Raw genomic sequence first — 16,775 nt, 5'->3', positions numbered from 1 at the left:
CTTACTTCTGTATGCGTTCGTATTCTCGATTGAATAATGGTGTGGGCTGGGGCGTGTTTGGCGTCTCGCTGCTGGTGTATTTGCTCACGTTGGAGCCCACGGCCTCGTTCTGGGACTGCGGCGAGTTCATCGCCTGTTCCTATAAGCTGCTTGTGCCCCACCCGCCCGGCGCCCCCACCTTCCTCTTGCTCGGCCGCCTGGTCTCGCTGCTTAGCTTCGGCGACGTGACGAAAGTGGCCGTGCTCGTCAACGGCCTCTCGGCTGTGAGCAGCGCTTTCACCGTCTTGTTTCTGTTCTGGAGCATCACGCTGCTCGCGAAAAAGCTCGTGCTGCGCCGCCCCGGCCTGCACGACGACCGGGGCCTGGCCCCTACCCTGGGCCAGAGCCTGCTGATTGTGGGGGCCGGCGCGGTGGGGGCGTTGTCGTTTGCTTTTTCCGACTCGTTCTGGTTCAACGCCGAGGAGGCGGAGGTGTATGCCATGTCGGCCTTGGGCACGGCGGCGGTGGTGTGGCTGATGCTGAAGTGGGAGAACCGCGCCGATGAGGCCGACTCCGACAAGTGGCTGGTCTTGCTGGCGTATGTGATTGGCCTGAGCATCGGCGTGCACCTGTTGAACCTACTGGCCATTCCAGCCTTGGGCTTTCTCTACTATTTCCGCCGGCAGACCAACCCGAATTGGGGCGGTGGTATCGCCACGCTGGTGGTCAGCTTTGTGCTGGTGGGGGCTATTCTGGTGGGCATTATTCCGGGCTTGCCCACGCTGGCCGGCAACTTCGAGGTGTTCTTTATCAATAACCTGGGGCTACCTTTTAACTCAGGAATCGTCCTGTTTATGCTGCTGCTGGTGGGGCTGATCTGGCTGGGTTTCCGCCAAAGCTTCGTGCGCCGCTCACAGTTGCTGAACACGTTCATGCTGTGCTTCGTGTTCATCCTGATTGGCTACTCGTCTTACCTGATTGTGCCGATTCGCAGCTCCTACCACCCCACCATCAACGAAAACGACCCCGAGGACGTGCTTAGCTTCGTGAGCTACCTCAAGCGCGAGCAGTATGGCGACCGGCCCTTGCTCTACGGCCCGCAGTTCAACGCGCAAGCGGTCAGCCAGCAGGACGGTGCCCCGCGCTACGTACGCCAAGGCGATAAGTACGTGGTAGCCGAGCGACGCCAGGAACTGGTGTACCGCGACGAGGATAAAATGCTCCTTCCTCGTCTTTATAGCAATGACCCGCGCCATATTCAGGAATACCAAAAGTGGGTCGACATTCGCGAGGGGGTGAAGCCGACGATGGGGCAGAACCTGTCGTTCTTGTTTCGCTACCAGATGGGGCACATGTTCTGGCGCTACTTTTTGTGGAACTACGCCGGGCGCGAGTCGGACGTGCAGCAGGCCGGCACCGTGTGGCCCACCGAGACCAGCCAGGGCCTGCCCGAGCGCGTGGCTGAGAGCAAAGCCCGCAACCAGTTCTTTGCCATCCCGCTCATCCTAGGCCTGCTGGGCTTGTTCTACCAGGCCCGCCGCGACGGCAAGAATGCGCTGATCGTGGGCCTGCTGTTCGTCTTCACGGGCCTGGCCATCGTCGTGTACCTGAACCAGCCCCCGATTGAGCCGCGGGAGCGGGACTACACCTTCACGGGGGCCACCTATGCCTTTGCCATCTGGATCGGGCTGGGCGTGCTGGCCCTGGCCGACTTGCTGGGCAAAGTCGTGAAAGCCGACACGGCCCGCGCGGGCGCCGTGACGCTGCTCGGGCTGCTGGCCCCAGGCCTCTTGCTGGCCCAGGGCTGGGACGACCACGACCGCTCGGGCCGCTACAACTCCGTGGACTCGGCCAAGAACCTGCTCAACTCGTGCGCCCCGAACGCCATCTTGTTCACCAACGGCGACAACGACACCTTCCCCTTGTGGTACGCTCAGGAAGTAGAAGGTGTGCGCACCGACGTACGCGTGGCCGTGCTCAGCTACCTCAACACGGACTGGTACATCGCGCAGATGAAGCGCCGCAGCTACCAGAGCCAGCCCCTACCCATCTCGCTGGACAGCTCGCGCTATGCCCAAGGCACCAACGACTACCTGCCCTACGCCGAAAATCCCAGCGTAGGCGAAGTCAACCTGAAGGACTTTATCAGCCTTGTAGGTCAGAACAGCGACTTACTGAAGGTTAGCTACGGCGAGGGCGGCCCTACCCTGCTCTCCTTCCCCTCCCCAAGCTTCTACTTGCCTATTGATACCACGGCGGTACTGCAAAGCGGTATCATCCCGAAAGACCGTCGCAATCAGCTGGTGGGTAAAATGGAATTCTCCATTGGCAAACGAGCCATTGAAAAGAAGAGCCTGGTGATTCTGGATATGCTCGCCACCAACAACTGGAAGCGGCCCATCTATTTCTCTAGCACTGTGGTGCCGTCGGATATGCTGGGCTTGCAGCCGTACTTTCAGCTAGAGGGCATGGCCTACCGCATCCTACCCCTCCGGGACCCCAACTATTCGCCGAAGAGTAATGACGATGGCTACGTGGAAAAAGCGTTGATGTATGACAAGCTGATGAACCAGTTCCTGTACCGCGGCCTCGACAACGCCAGCATTTTCTACGACGAAAACAACCTGCGCTTCCCGGCTAACTACCGCGACAAGTTTGTACGCTTGGCCAATGCCTACCTCGCCGATGGCGACACGGCTACCGCTAAGAAGGTAGTAGACAAATGCTTGACGGTGATGCCCGATAAGGCGATTCCCTACGACTACTACACGCCGCAGTTGGTGCCCGCGCTGGTAGCAGTGGGCGAGCGGCCCAAGGCCAACCAGATTATGGACCTCATGACTAGCCGGGCGGAGCGGAGCGTGGCTTATTATACCACGCACAGCAGTGCCCTGTTTGATCAGGAGGTGAGCCAGGCGCTGATTACGCTACAAAGCATCTACTTCGCAGCCCAGCAAGTAGGCGACCAGCAACGAGCCAGCAAAGCCATGCAAACGCTGGGGCCGTACCTGCAAGGCGGGAGGTAAGTCTCACTTTCTTGACTATTGAAAAGGCAAACAGCCGGTCTCTCTAACGGAAGCCGGCTGTTTGCCTTTTTATTAGCTATGCAAAAACACAGAACAATGCCTTTGCCGTCGCTTCTTACGTATCCAGAAGTTTACTTCTGTTCTATAATCTGTTTAGTGTGAAGCTCTTTCTGCTTTGTCTGCTGAGTCTGCTGCCAGTTTGCACGCAGGCCGTTCTTCCACCGCGCCACGATTTCAGCGGCCAGTACCGCCCCAACTGTCCGCAGGCCGATACCCGCCGCGAAGCGGACAGCCTGCGGCTGTACGTCCGATTTCCGGCGGGCGCGCCGCCTATTGGCAAGGCACTATACGTAGCGGTGTGGGCCAGCTATGATGCCAAACAGCCCCTGTGGCGCGATTCAGTACGGCATTTGGCCCGGCAACTGCGCCAAGCCCCAGACGGTACGTTAGTGGAGGTGATCTTGCCAGCAGCGCGTTTGCAGGCCAACCAAATCATCAGCGTACAGCCTGATCCTACCCCCTTTCCTGATGCCAGTGGCGAGGCGTGGCTACTGCTTACTGCTAGCCGTTTGACGCGACCTTATGTGCTCGTAGACTCGCTGGGCGACCCACTCCTACGACGCTACGTGCGCACCAACGAGACGTTTGGGGTAGCCTATTACGGGCTGGAGCATCCTTTTAAGATAAAGCAGTACGATGCTGCCTTTGCCGCGGCCCTTCCGCCCATGACCAACCCTGCGGCACAACCTGCGCAGCCCCGCACGCTCACCATTCGTGATACGGTGAATGTCCGACCAGGCCAGTTGGTACGGCTGGCTGGTCAGGGTATTTATGCATTGCAAGACGATGCACAGACGCCGGCAATGGGTTTGCTGGCCGAGAATAATGCCTATCCGGAAATAACTACTGCGCCAGAGCTAATTGAGCCGCTCATCTACCTGACTACCTCCGCTGAACGTAAACAGATATACTCAGCCAACGACCCAAAACGGGCCACCGATTCATTTTGGCTGAATATTGCAGGCAACAATCAAAATACGGCCCGGCAAATGATTCGTATGTATTATGGCAGGGTAGCAGAAGCAAACCGACTTTTTTCGGCCCATAAAGCCGGCTGGATGACCGACCGTGGTATGCTCTACTTGGTGTTGGGGCCGCCAGATGCGGTGTATCGGGCGGGCACAGAGGAACGCTGGGTGTACCACGCGCCGGCAATTGCCAGCGGCACGTATGTGTTCCGGGCCAAACCCAGTACCTTTGCTCCCGACAACTATGATTTGGTGCGCCGCCCTGAGTATGAAATGCTTTGGTACGCCGCCGTGGACCAATGGAGAAAAGGACTGACCGCCCAAGCCGCCCGGTAACCGAGCGCCGCACCTTCTACGACGAAAACAACCGTCCCGTACCCCGCCGCGACAACCGCGAGGAGCGCCCCCGTGAGCCCCGCGCCGACGGCGACAAGCCGCGCTACCCCCACCGGCCCGCTGCCGACCGCAGCATTGAGATGTTGTTTGGCCTGCGTCCTATTCTGGAAGCGCTAAACGCTGGTCGCACGCTGGAGAAAATTTTCCTGCTGCGCACCACCAAAAACAGCATCACGCAGGATATTTCGGCCCTCGCGAAAGCGGCGAATATTCCGGTGGCGATGGTACCGCTGGAAAAGCTCGACAACCTGACGCGCAAGAATCACCAAGGTGCCGTGGCGTTCGTCTCGCCTATTGACTACGCCCCGCTGGATAATGTTGTGGCACGGCTGTTTGAGGAAGGCAAGACGCCTTTGCTGCTAATTCTGGACCGTATCACGGACGTGCGCAACTTTGGCTCTATCGCCCGTAATGCCGAGTGTATGGGTGCCCACGCCATTGTGGTCCCCAGCCGCGGTGCTGCCCAGATCAACGGCGACGCGCTGAAAACCTCGGCTGGTGCGCTCAACCTGATTCCGGTGTGCCGTGAGCCGAACCTAAAGGACACCATCCGTTTCCTCCACGACTCGGGCATTCAGGTGGTAGGCTGCACCGAAAAGGCCGAGGACAGCCTGGAAACCGGCGCCGTAGACCTCACCGGCCCCGTAGCCATCCTCATGGGTAGCGAAGAAGATGGCATTTCCCCTGAGTACCTACGCCTCACCGACCATACCCTACGTATCCCAATGGCCGGGCAAATAAGCTCGCTCAACGTGTCTGTTGCCAGCGGTATTATGCTGTTTGAAGTACTACGCCAACGATTAGCAGCTAAGCAGTAAAGTAGGATCAAATAAAAAGCGGCCGCCTGTACAGTACAGGCGGCCGCTTTTTATTTAGGTAGGGCTGATTAATTATACCCTACCCCTTTTTTCGACTTCACATCAGCTACGAAGTCCTTCACGCGCTGTTCCTCGGTGCGCTTGCAGATGAGCAACACGTTGTCGTACTCGGCCACGATATAGCCATCCAAGCCCTGCACCACTACTAGGCGTTCAGAGGGGGTTTTGATGACGCACTCGCAGGTATCGTAGAGAATCACGTCGCCGTCGATAACGTTGTTGCACTCGTCGCGCTTGCCGATGCGGTGCAGCGAGTCCCAAGTACCCAGGTCGCTCCAGCCAAAGTCGGCGGGTAGGACGTACACGTTATCTGCTTTTTCCATCACACCATAGTCGATGCTGATGTTGCGGCAACGGGAATACGCCTCCGAGATAAAGTCCTCTTCCTGCGCTGTACCCAATTGGGTAGCACCCTCATCAAACACTTCCGAAATATCACTCAGGTATTGCCGGAAGGCGTGCAGAATAACATCGGCGCGCCACACAAACAGGCCGGAGTTCCAGAGGAAGTCGCCGCTGCTCACAAACATCTGTGCCAGTTCTAGATTCGGCTTCTCTGTGAAGGTTTTCACCTTGAACAGGCCGCCGGGCAAGGAGTTGTCGGCATCATCCATGTACTGAATGTAGCCATAGCCCGTATCGGGGCGCGAGGGCTGAATGCCCAGCGTAATCAGAACGTCATTGGAGCGGGCCGCATCTACGGCTTGGCTGATAACGCGCCGGAACTCCTCCTCATTTACCACGGCGTGGTCGGCCGGCGATACGATGATGGTAGCTTGTGGGTCGCGTTGAGCAATGCGGTAGCTGGCGTAGGCAATGCACGGGGCTGTATTGCGGCCAATGGGCTCACCCAAGATCTGGTCGGAGGGTAGGTGGGGCAAATGCTCCTGCACCAAATCGTGGTAATCCCGATTGGTTACCACAAATACGTTCTCAATCGGGCATATTTCAGCAAAGCGGTCAATGGTGAGTTGCAGCATGGAGCGCCCGATACCCATCACATCATGGAACTGCTTAGGATGATGCGTGCGGCTAAATGGCCAAAACCGGCTGCCAATGCCGCCGGCCATCACAACGAGGTAGGTATTCTGCGCCATACAATCTGATGCGGAGTGTCTTAGATAAGAAAAATTCAACTGTAGAAGTACAAATATCCTATTTTATTTATCAAGTGCTACACAATACCAAATTAATTATACTTTAATAATGATTAGATTCGAGACGGAGCTTATATCAAGCCCTCCCGTAATAAATCGTGCAAGTGGATGAATCCGCTGAACTGCTTTCCATCGAGGACTACGAGTTGCGTGATATTTCGCTGTTGCATGCGGTTGAGTGCTTCCACGGCAAAGTCCTCTAAATCTACGGTTACCGGACTCGGCGTCATGATATCGCGGGCGCTAATGGTCCCCAAATCATCGAAATTAGTCAGCATCCGGCGCAGGTCGCCATCGGTGATAATGCCTTGCAGCTCGTCGGTAGCGGGGTGTAGTACGGCGGTTGCGCCTAATCGTTTCCCTGAGATTTCCAGAATAATTTCTTTGAGCGGCGCCTCCGTACTCACGCGTGGCTTGGCATTCTGCACCGAAATGTCGCCTACCTTCAGATAGAGCTTCTTGCCCAGCGTACCGCCTGGATGCAGGGTAGCAAAGTCCTGGGAGGTGAATTGTCTACCATCGAGCAGGCACATGGCCAGCGCATCGCCAACCGCAAGGGCTACGGTGGTGCTGGTGGTAGGCGCCAGGTTCAGTGGGCAGGCTTCCCGCTCTATGGGCGCGTGCAGCACGTAATCGGCCTGTTGGGCCAGGTAGGAATCGGCGTTGCTTACCAGCGCGGCCAGCGGCACGCCTCGGCGCTTGAGCAAGGGCACCAGCACTTTTATCTCGGGTGTGTCGCCGCTTTTGCTGATAGCTACCACAAAATCCTGCGGCTGAATCATACCCAGGTCGCCATGAATGGCATCGGCGGCGTGCATGAATAGGGCGGGCGTGCCCGTCGAGTTCAGAGTAGCCACTATTTTGCTGGCCACGTGGGCACTCTTGCCAATGCCCGTCACGACTACCCTACCCGGCAGCGCGAGGATGGCAGCTATACATTGTGCAAAATCTGGGGTAGCATCCAGCCTCGCCGCTACCTGCCGGATAGCCTCGGCTTCTTGCAACAGCACTTTTTTTGCGACGGAGTAGATGTCGTTAGGCGCTTTCAATCTAAATTTGATATTACGTAACGGTTAAGCTGCTGCTGGCGGTAGTTCGAAATAGTACTTCGCTTCTGGCTTTCGGCATCCTCCACCGCTATTGTAAAATTTCTTAGCTTGAGAATTCAACTCAGTATGAGTTGAGACTCTCGTCTACTATCACCCAACCGAGAAGTGAGGAAGTCTATGCCAGCCGTTAAACAAGCTCCCCTGCCAGAGGCTGATCTGAAAGGCAAGTTAAAGGAAGTTTTTGGGTACGGTCAGTTCCGCGGCACCCAGGAAGCAGTCATTCAGAATGTCATCGAAGGCAAGAACACCTTCGTGATTATGCCTACCGGCGCGGGTAAGAGCCTGTGCTACCAGCTGCCGGCGTTGGTATTGCCGGGCACGGCCATCGTTATTTCGCCGCTTATCGCCCTGATGAAGAATCAGGTGGATCAGCTGAATGCGTTCGGCGTAAACGCAGCCTTCTTGAACTCGACCTTGTCGAAGTCGGAAATGAACCGGGTGAAAAAGGACGTCATCACCGGCGAAGTACGCCTGCTATACGTGGCGCCGGAGTCCTTGACCAAGGACGAAACCATTGAGTTTCTGAACAAGGCGACTATTTCGTTTGTGGCTATTGATGAGGCGCACTGCATCTCGGAGTGGGGCCACGATTTCCGGCCCGAGTACCGCAAAATTCGCGGCATCATCGATAACCTGGGCGCTAATGTGCCCATCATTGCCCTCACGGCCACGGCCACGCCCAAGGTGCAGCTGGACATCCAGAAAAACCTGCAAATGGACGATGCCTCAGTGTTCAAAACCTCGTTCAACCGTACCAACCTGTACTACGAGGTGCGGCCCAAGCACAACACCAAGAAGCAGCTGATTCAGTACGTGAAACAGCACAAAGGCAAGGCCGGCATTGTGTATTGCCTGAGCCGCAAGAAGGTAGAGGAAATTGCTGAGCTGCTGAAGGTCAACGACGTGAAGGCCCTACCCTACCACGCCGGTCTCGACCCGCACGTGCGCATGGCCAACCAGGATGCGTTTCTGAACGAGGAAGCTGACGTGATTGTGGCCACCATTGCCTTCGGCATGGGCATCGACAAACCCGACGTGCGCTTCGTGATTCACTACGACACGCCTAAGAGCATAGAAGGCTACTACCAGGAAACCGGCCGCGGCGGCCGCGACGGCCTGGAGGGCAACTGCCTGATGTTCTACAGCTACGACGACATCGTGAAGCTGGAGAAGTTCAACAAAGACAAGCCCGTAACGGAGCGCGACAACGGCAAACTGCTGCTTCAGGAAATGGCCAACTACGCCGACTCGGCCGTGTGCCGCCGCCGGCAGTTGCTGCACTACTTTGGCGAGACCTTTGAGAAAGACTGCGGCTTCTGCGACAACTGCCGCCACCCCAAAGAGCGCTTCGAAGCGAAAGATGAAATGCTAATGGCTCTGAAAGCCGTGGTGCAAACCAACGAGCGGTTCGGACTCGACCACATCGGCACGGTGCTGATGGGCATGAAAAACGCCCACGTAGAAAGCTACGGCCACAACAAGCTGCCGGTCTACGGCCAGGGCAAAGACCACGATGCGCAGTTCTGGCACTCGCTACTGCGGCAAGCACTACTTAACGGCTTCTTGCAGAAGGACATCGAGAGCTTTGGCGTTGTAAAAATTACGGCCAAAGGACTTGACTTTATCGAAAATCCTTACGCGATTAAGCTCACCAAAGACCATAACTACGAGGAAGAGGTGCAGCAGGAAGAAGAAAAAGAGGGAGAACAGCAGGCCGCCGGTCACGACGAGACGCTGTTTGACATGCTAAAGGCGTTGCGGAAGAAGACTGCCCAGCAGAAAAACCTGCCGCCGTACGTACTGTTTCAGGACCCGTCGTTGAAGGAAATGGCGACGACCTTCCCCACCAAGATGGACGACCTGGCCCACATTGGCGGGGTAGGCATGGGCAAGGCGCAGAAGTTTGGGGCGCCGTTCCTGGCCCTCATTAAGAAATATGTAGAGGAAAACGACATTGAAACAGCCGCCGACGTGGTGGTGAAATCGGCCGTTAACAAGTCGAAAATCAAGATTTACATCATCCAGCAAATCGACAAAAAGATGGACCTGGAGGAAATTGCCGCCTCCAAAGGCCTCGATATGCGCGAGCTGATGGAGGAAATTGAGCACATCTGTTACGCTGGTACCAAACTCAACCTCGATTACTACATTAATAATGTATTGGACGAGGAGCGCCAGGATGAGATTTACGACTATTTCATGCAGTCAAACACCGACAACATTGCCGTAGCGCTCAAAGAACTCGGCACCGACGATTACACCGAAGAAGACCTGCGCCTGATGCGGATTAAATTCTTGAGTGAAGTGGCCAACTAGGCTCACGGATTTTTCGGATTAGACGGATTGGTCGGATTTTGTAGACAATTCACTTGATTGCCAACCGTATTCGCTTAAAAACAGAGGGACTTGCCAACATGGCAAGTCCTTCTGTTTTTACAGGAATCGGCTACAAAATCCAACCAATCCGAAAAATCCGTGATTAGCAGTACTCCTCAAAAGCACCTTGCAGATTGTTGGCAATACGCATCATGTCGTTGCCTTCAATGTGGTAGCGCTCAATCATGTGCACCAACTCGCCATCTTTGAATAGGGCGATGCAGGGCGAAGAAGGCGGGTAGGGCAGCAGGTGCTCACGCACTTTGTTTACCGCGTCGGCTTCCATACCGGCAAACACAGTTACCAGACGGTCGGGCTTTTTATCGGCGCTGGCCACGGCCAGCTTCAGGGCCGGGCGGGCTTTGCCGGCGGCGCAACCGCACACCGAGTTCACGGCCACCAGCACAGTACCTTGATCGGGATTAAGGGCGGCGTCTACTTCTTCGGGGGTCATGAGTTGCTCGAAGCCAGCCTCTACGAGGTCTTGGCGGATGGGAGCTACCATGTATTCAGGATACGTTGCCATTGCGTGAAATGGGCTAAATGAAATAAAATCAACGATTGACTCTCAGCGGAGTACTGCAAAAATACAGAAACTCCGCTATGCGAAAGGCATTTGCTGTCACAACCACAAAGAAGCCGTTGCGGTTTACCAAACCTTGTTTTTCTGCGTAAACAGAAACAAACTATAGCTCTCCTTCTCTATGAACCGCACGCAATTCACCGCTACCCTTACCCAATCGGAACCACCAACCGGCCTTACCCCTTTACTTGAAGCCTTATGGTATGCCGGGCGCGACGAATGGCACCGTGCCCACGCTATCGCCCAAGACCACGAGGATGACCCAACGTATAACTGGCTGCACGCCTGCCTTCACCGCCAAGAAGGCGACCAGACAAACGCTGCGTATTGGTACCGCCGAGCTGGGCGACCGGTGCACACGGGCTCATTGCGGGCCGAGTGGGAAGAGTTGGTGCGCACGCAGCTGCCCCAGTAAGTACTCGGTTCTGGCGCCTAAATCTGGGCTGATTATTTTGTTCTGCCCCGATTAAATTATACTAACAAACGAATTTTCAAGTAGTTAGCGCAGCCTTCAGTAATAGAAGTTATATTTATTCCGCGTTGGTACGGTCCGGCGGAATAGTATGCGAAAGATAGTTGCGTTGACTTTTGGCCTGTTGTGCACTGGCGCCGCTCATGCGCAGGTAGATACAGTACGAGCCACTACCCTCCCGCCCGACCAGCTGGCGGAGAAGCTTTATAATAGCGGCGTAGCCAAGTATAATCAGAAAAGCTACCGCGCCGCCCTGCTCGATTTTGACAAAGCCCTGGCCACCAAGCCTGAATTTGCCAAGGCGTATTACAACCGCGCCACTACGCGCTATGAGTTGCAGGAATATCAGCCTGCCGTGCAAGACTACGACCACGCTATTCAATTGGAGCCTACCGGCACTTCCTATTTTGGTCGGGGGCAGGCCCGCGAGGCGCTAAAGCTACGCGATGAGGCAGAGCAGGACTATACGAAAGCTACAGAGCTGCAAGCCGGTTACGCGCCCGCCTGGTATTACCGAGGCGCGCTGCGCTTCGAAAAGGCTGATTATCAAGCTGCCCGAGCCGATTTTGACCAAGCTATCAAAACAGACCCTACCTACGCCTACGCGTATCATGATCGGGGTAGCACCCAGCGCCAGCTCGGTAACTACGCGGCTGCCATTCAGGATTATACCAAGGCATTGGTACTTCAGCCTGATTTGCTGCCGGCCTTGCTCAACCGCGCGGCCACCCGCCGCCGCGCCGGCGACTTGAAAGCTGCACTGGTTGATTACAATGAGTACCTGACTAAAAAAACGGATAATGCCGTGGCCTACTCCAACCGCGGCGCCACGCGCTACGAGGCCGGTGATTACCAAGGTGCCGCCGACGATTTCAGCAAAGCCGTGGCCTTGCAGGCTGGCTACGCCTTTGCCTGGAATAACCGGGCCGCTGCCTACCTCAAGCTGGAAGATTATAAAAAGGCCGCAGATGATGCCAGCAAGGCCATTGCGCTCAACCCGCAGTACGCTGAGGCCTACCTCAATCGTGGCCACGCCCGCGAAATGCTGCGCGATGCCGGCGGGGCTTGCCAGGATTGGCGCAAGGCGGCTGAGTTGGGTTTAGAAATTGGCAAAACATACGCGGCCAATTCAGGCTGCAACGGTGAGTAGATAAGTGAACGGCTGATTTCTGTGACGATGCAACGACCTCTAGACCTTCGTGTGCCTACCTCCGCAAACCGCTGGGGAAAATTGGCGTTAACCCTGTGTGGCTTTTTGCTAACGCTGACTACGCAAGCGCAAAACGTAGAATTTAGCAAAGACCGTTTCGGCAACGACAAAGAAGGATTGAAAACGGCTCAGCGCGAACTGAAAGAAGGCGACGGTTGGTACGATATGGACCCTTCGCGCTATGAGTTGGCACTACCGCACTATTTGGCGGCCCAGAAGTTCAACCCCGATAATGCGCAGCTCAATTTAAAAATCGGGGACTGCTACCTGCATTCAGGATTTAAGCCAAAGGCGCTGGCGTATTTGCAGAAAGCCTACAAACTCAATCCTGATGTAGATCCAACCATCCACTATTTGCTCGGGCGGGGCCTACACCTGAACGCACGCTGGCCAGAAGCCATCAAAGAATATAAAGCAGCCCAGCCCAACGCCAGTAGCAAAGACAAAGCGGCTTGGGCAGCGGATATTCAGAAGAAGATAAAGGAGTGCGAAAATGGGCAGCAGCTTACGCGTAAGCCCGCGCGCGTATTCATCGATAATGCCGGCGCCGGCGTCAACTCGCCCTACCCCGACTACGGCCCAGTGATTTCGGCCGACGAATCGGTTATCCTGTTTACCTCGCGCCGCGCTACCTCTACGGGTGGCCAGAAGGACCCCGAAACGGGTGGTTTCTTCGAGGATATTTACCAAAGCACGCGCCTACCCAACGGCCAGTGGAGCTCAGCCCTCAACCTGGGTGCGCCCATCAACACCGACGGCCACGATGCGACCGTGGGCCTTTCGCCCGATGGTCAACGGTTAGTAGTATATGTAGAAGACAATGGCGGCGACCTGCACGAAAGCGAACTGCGCGGCACCGAGTGGCGCAAGCCGCAGAAGCTAGGCTCGCGCATCAATAGCCGCGGTCACGAATCGTCGGCGGCCTACTCGCCGGATGGCCGCACACTCTATTTTGTGACGGATAAAGAAGGCGGCCTGGGCGGGCGCGACATATACCGCGTTCAGCCCGAAGGTCGTGGCCCCGCACAGAACTTAGGTCCTATTATTAATACACCGTATGGCGAAGAAGGCGTCTACCTGCATCCCGACGGCAAAACCATGTACTTCTCTTCCGAGGGTCACAACTCGATGGGTGGGTATGACATCTTTAAATCGGTCTACGAAAACGGCCAATGGGGCAAGCCCGAAAACCTGGGCTGGCCCATCAATACGCCAGATGATGATGTGTTTTTTGTGATTTCAGCATCGGGTCGGCACGGCTATTACTCATCCTTTCGGGAAGATGGGCTAGGCTCCAAAGACATTTACCAAATCACGTTTCTTGGCCCCGAAAAACCGCCCGTGCTTAGCCAGGAAGACCAACTGCTGGCTTCGCGGGCTCAACCGGTTAAGGAAACGCTGCTGGCCGCTGCCGTACCTATTGCTACTGCACAGGTTACCATTCTGAAAGGTACCGTGACGGATGATATGACGCACCAGCCCGTAGAGGCGACCATTGAGGTAGTAGACAACGTACTCAATCAAACGATTGCTGCCTTTCGGGCCAACGCGCAGTCGGGGCGCTACCTAGTGTCGTTGCCTTCGGGCGTGAACTACGGCATTGTGGTGCGGCAGGATGGCTACCTGTTTTATTCCGAAAACTTTGATGTGCCGGCTGGCGCCGCCTACGCTGAGGTAGTAAAAGACATTGCCCTGAAAAAAGCAGACCTCGGGGTGAAAGTGGTGCTGAACAACATTTTCTTCGACTTTGGCAAAGCTACCCTCCGTCCCGAGAGTACCGCGGAGCTGGAGCGCCTGCAAAAGCTGCTAGCCGAAGCTCCTACCCTACGCCTGGAAATATCCGGCCATACCGATAATGTAGGCAAAGCTGACTACAACCAGGATCTGAGCCAGCGCCGCGCCAAAGCCGTGGTAGATTACCTCACCCAGCATGGCGTAGACTCTAACCGCCTCACCGCCGCCGGCTACGGCGATACCCAGCCCGTGGCTCCCAATACAACGGATGGAGGCCGGCAGCTCAACCGGCGCACCGAGTTCAAAATAACTGGGAAATAAAAAGGCGGGCCCGATTAAACGGGCCCGCCTTTTTATTTTCTCAGCTTTCGTTCTGGATCTACATCGTGCCATTGGCGCAGGATGTCCAGCGTCAGCAGCCACAGGTCTTCGTAGGGAATAATCTCTATTTCCGCAAATGCCTCACCAGGCTGCGGAACATCGCGCAAGCGGTTTAGTAGCACTAGCCCTTTTTTGGTGCTGTTTTTCAGGTTGAAGTCTTCTTTTACTACCAGCAGCAGCATCCGCAGAAAGAGCTGACTGCGCAGGGTAGCCGCATCGCGCAGGTGACGCTGTTGGTACTTCCGCAATCCTTCCAAGCGAGCAAGCAGCGCATCGGTTTCATGATTGCGCAGGAAGTACAGAAACTGTAGGATTAGGATGGCAATATTATACCCTTGCTTGTCGCGGCTGAAGTCGGGCACCGATTGCACAAAGCGGGCGAAGTGCATGGCCCGCAACGGAGAGCTTTCCGGAAAAACAAAGTGCAGGTAGGCTTCAAACAAATCCCAGCGCTGCTGGGCTGCTACCCGCTGCTTACGGTAGTAGGGATTTTTGTGCGCAGCCGCTAGCAATTCCCGGGCCTGCGAATACTTTCCTGCGTGCATGGCCAGCAGGAAGTAATGCTCCATGAAGTAGAACCAGTTGCCTGAAGAGTAGTGAATATCTAGCAGAAACTTTTCGGCCAGCTTCAATCCCTTATGCACCTGCCGGCTCCGCAGGTGAGCATATACACTCATAAAGTTATTGAACCGCTTGTCGAAGCGCTTCTGATTGATCTTGCCTCGCTCCCACTGCCGATTTACTTCGGCGGTGTACTTGATGATGTTATTGTAATCACCAGTGAGCTCATATTCGCTTATTTTACTAAAATACAGATAATTAAACGTGTTGAAGCTTTTTGCTTTCTTATACAGACCTTCAAGTTCTACTATGTATTTAGCCAGCTTTTCTAATAGGACTCGGCGCGTCTGTACATTATGCGCCGATGACATTCTGGTGTCCCAATAGATATGCTCTGCAATTTCCTCTAGGTCGGATACCTCCTGAAGCCTTTTCAATTTTGCTGACACCGAAGCGAAGCGGGTGGGCTGACGCCTGTCTACATATAATGTGCGCAATGCGCGCGCACTGAGTATACTGTACGTTGTAAACTCAGCGTCCATAGCGATACGTAAGCACTTCCGCATCAGCTTTTCGGAAAGCGTATACTCTCCTTCAAGTTTGAGAATATTCGCCTGATGAAAAAGTTGAATGCATTGCGTTTCGTAATTCCGGGAGACAGGAAAACGAGGATCGTTATGATCCAGAAAGTATAGATTATTCAGTAGTTTTTGCTGGACTCGTGACTTGAGCTTACGAAAGGATGCGTAAGTACTTTCCGTGGTGTTGCCATATAACTCCTTTATAATTTTTGAGGAAGTTGCTCCAGGATCCTTTTCTATTAAATAAACAAGAGCGCTTTCCTTACTCCCCTTTCTATCTCCCAAATTCAGTAAAGGTGATACAGATATTTTTCTATCTGTCACAATTTTAACCAGATTATTCAACTCTTCCATTGCAGAAACGCATTTTTTTAAAGTAACACATAGAAAAAATAATACAGTTATGCCGTTTATAGTTAGTCACAATTTAAGCAACAATAACCTTTTAAACCAACCAGCATCAATCTTCTTTTGTAAAATCATAACTATTTCCTGTGTATATATATAATGTCACATTTTTATGATCAGCACACACACCTCAGCTAAATATAAAATATAAAAATCAATATTTTATATAGATAATACAAAAAATACTAATAAAATAGCTAGTCTTAATACGGCTAATCCCTTCCTTTAATAGGGGCAGAAAGTGCTACAACTTTGTGTTGTTCAATTACTTGACTCACACACAAAACAAAAATAGCCATGTTTCAGCTCCTCACTATCGCTCTTTTTCAAGTTGCTTCTTTCACTAGCACAATGCTGTGTGCTAACGATAATCTCTTAGTTAAATCAGAGAGTACTATCACTGGCAGCGGTGGCTGGGGACATAGCGACGTGACTGGCAGCGGTGGCTGGGGACATAGCGACGTGACTGGCAGCGGCGGCTGGGGACATAGCGACGTGACTGGCAGCGGCGGCTGGGGACATAGCGACGTGACTGGCAGCGGTGGCTGGGGACATAGCGACGTGGCACGGACTGGCAGCGGTGGCTGGGGACATAGCGACGTGGCACGGACTGGCAGCGGTGGCTGGGGACATAGCGACGTGACTGGCAGCGGTGGCTGGGGACATAGCGACGTGACTGGCAGCGGTGGCTGGGGACATAGCGACGTGACTGGCAGCGGCGGCTGGGGACATAGCGACGTGACTGGCAGCGGTGGCTGGGGACATAGCGACGTGGCACGGACTGGCAGCGGTGGCTGGGGACATAGCGACGTGGCACGGACTGGCAGCGGTGGCTGGGGACATAGCGACGTGACTGGCAGCGGTGGCTGGGGACATAGCGACGTGACTGGCAGCGG

11 protein-coding genes and 1 pseudogene are annotated in these 16,775 nt (G+C 54.8%); 8 read left to right on the top strand and 4 right to left on the bottom strand.

Going from position 1 to position 16,775, the window contains the following annotated elements; translation table 11 throughout:
• Window positions 1-11 precede the first annotated feature (11 nt).
• The 3 genes from H8B15_RS06345 (at window position 12) to rlmB (ending at window position 5,247) form a co-directional block, all read left to right on the top strand.
• A complete protein-coding gene (locus H8B15_RS06345) occupies window positions 12-3,005 on the top strand; it encodes a glycosyltransferase family 117 protein (protein WP_187318838.1) in 2,994 nt (997 codons plus the stop codon).
• Window positions 3,006-3,163: 158 nt separating this feature from the next.
• Complete coding sequence (locus tag H8B15_RS21240; RefSeq protein ID WP_187318837.1) at window positions 3,164-4,369, top strand: GWxTD domain-containing protein; 1,206 nt, start codon at window positions 3,164-3,166, stop codon at window positions 4,367-4,369.
• The gene (rlmB, locus tag H8B15_RS06335; protein WP_187318836.1) at window positions 4,333-5,247 is read left to right on the top strand and encodes a 23S rRNA (guanosine(2251)-2'-O)-methyltransferase RlmB; all 915 of its coding nucleotides are present in this window, start codon (window positions 4,333-4,335) and stop codon (window positions 5,245-5,247) included. The genes H8B15_RS21240 and rlmB overlap by 37 nt, the downstream gene beginning before the upstream one ends.
• A gap of 68 nt (window positions 5,248-5,315) precedes the next feature.
• Here rlmB and H8B15_RS06330 read toward each other — a convergent pair whose 3' ends face one another.
• A complete protein-coding gene (locus tag H8B15_RS06330; RefSeq protein WP_187318835.1) occupies window positions 5,316-6,404 on the bottom strand; it encodes a mannose-1-phosphate guanylyltransferase in 1,089 nt (362 codons plus the stop codon).
• Window positions 6,405-6,535: 131 nt separating this feature from the next.
• The gene (locus tag H8B15_RS06325) at window positions 6,536-7,513 is read right to left on the bottom strand and encodes a KpsF/GutQ family sugar-phosphate isomerase (RefSeq protein WP_187318834.1); all 978 of its coding nucleotides are present in this window, start codon (window positions 7,511-7,513) and stop codon (window positions 6,536-6,538) included.
• A gap of 177 nt (window positions 7,514-7,690) precedes the next feature.
• Between H8B15_RS06325 and recQ the strand changes: the two genes are divergently transcribed.
• Window positions 7,691-9,889, top strand: coding sequence for a DNA helicase RecQ (recQ, locus tag H8B15_RS06320; protein WP_187318833.1), 2,199 nt, complete (start codon window positions 7,691-7,693; stop codon window positions 9,887-9,889).
• A 163-nt stretch (window positions 9,890-10,052) separates the two neighbouring features.
• Here the strand turns inward: recQ and H8B15_RS06315 are convergent, their stop codons facing one another.
• Entirely contained in the window at window positions 10,053-10,454 is a 402-nt protein-coding gene (locus H8B15_RS06315) for a BrxA/BrxB family bacilliredoxin (protein ID WP_281383903.1), read from the bottom strand.
• 199 nt (window positions 10,455-10,653) lie between these two features.
• Here H8B15_RS06315 and H8B15_RS06310 point away from each other — a divergent pair, with 199 nt between their 5' ends.
• The 3 genes from H8B15_RS06310 (at window position 10,654) to H8B15_RS06300 (ending at window position 14,269) form a co-directional block, all read left to right on the top strand.
• Entirely contained in the window at window positions 10,654-10,947 is a 294-nt protein-coding gene (locus H8B15_RS06310) for a hypothetical protein (RefSeq protein WP_187318831.1), read from the top strand.
• A 148-nt stretch (window positions 10,948-11,095) separates the two neighbouring features.
• A complete protein-coding gene (locus H8B15_RS06305) occupies window positions 11,096-12,154 on the top strand; it encodes a tetratricopeptide repeat protein (protein WP_187318830.1) in 1,059 nt (352 codons plus the stop codon).
• Window positions 12,155-12,259: 105 nt separating this feature from the next.
• Entirely contained in the window at window positions 12,260-14,269 is a 2,010-nt protein-coding gene (locus H8B15_RS06300; RefSeq protein ID WP_187318829.1) for an OmpA family protein, read from the top strand.
• A gap of 32 nt (window positions 14,270-14,301) precedes the next feature.
• Here the strand turns inward: H8B15_RS06300 and H8B15_RS06295 are convergent, their stop codons facing one another.
• Complete coding sequence (locus H8B15_RS06295; RefSeq protein WP_187318828.1) at window positions 14,302-15,825, bottom strand: hypothetical protein; 1,524 nt, start codon at window positions 15,823-15,825, stop codon at window positions 14,302-14,304.
• Window positions 15,826-16,230: 405 nt separating this feature from the next.
• Between H8B15_RS06295 and H8B15_RS06290 the strand changes: the two are divergent.
• Window positions 16,231-16,775 (top strand): annotated as a pseudogene (locus H8B15_RS06290) (hypothetical protein); the annotation flags it as partial.

This window comes from Hymenobacter citatus (genome assembly GCF_014333615.1).
Lineage (GTDB): Bacteria > Bacteroidota > Bacteroidia > Cytophagales > Hymenobacteraceae > Hymenobacter > Hymenobacter citatus.
This window is presented reverse-complemented; position numbering and strand designations above follow the sequence as displayed.

Excerpts from the sequence above, each read along its gene's own strand:
- H8B15_RS06345 (WP_187318838.1), top strand. The coding sequence starts at position 12 with ATGCGTTCGTATTCTCGATTGAATAATGGTGTGGGCTGGGGCGTGTTT.
- rlmB (WP_187318836.1), top strand. The coding sequence starts at position 4,333 with ATGGAGAAAAGGACTGACCGCCCAAGCCGCCCGGTAACCGAGCGCCGC.
- H8B15_RS06330 (WP_187318835.1), bottom strand. The coding sequence starts at position 6,404 with ATGGCGCAGAATACCTACCTCGTTGTGATGGCCGGCGGCATTGGCAGC.
- recQ (WP_187318833.1), top strand. The coding sequence starts at position 7,691 with ATGCCAGCCGTTAAACAAGCTCCCCTGCCAGAGGCTGATCTGAAAGGC.
- H8B15_RS06315 (WP_281383903.1), bottom strand. The coding sequence starts at position 10,454 with ATGGTAGCTCCCATCCGCCAAGACCTCGTAGAGGCTGGCTTCGAGCAA.
- H8B15_RS06310 (WP_187318831.1), top strand. The coding sequence starts at position 10,654 with ATGAACCGCACGCAATTCACCGCTACCCTTACCCAATCGGAACCACCA.
- H8B15_RS06305 (WP_187318830.1), top strand. The coding sequence starts at position 11,096 with ATGCGAAAGATAGTTGCGTTGACTTTTGGCCTGTTGTGCACTGGCGCC.
- H8B15_RS06295 (WP_187318828.1), bottom strand. The coding sequence starts at position 15,825 with ATGGAAGAGTTGAATAATCTGGTTAAAATTGTGACAGATAGAAAAATA.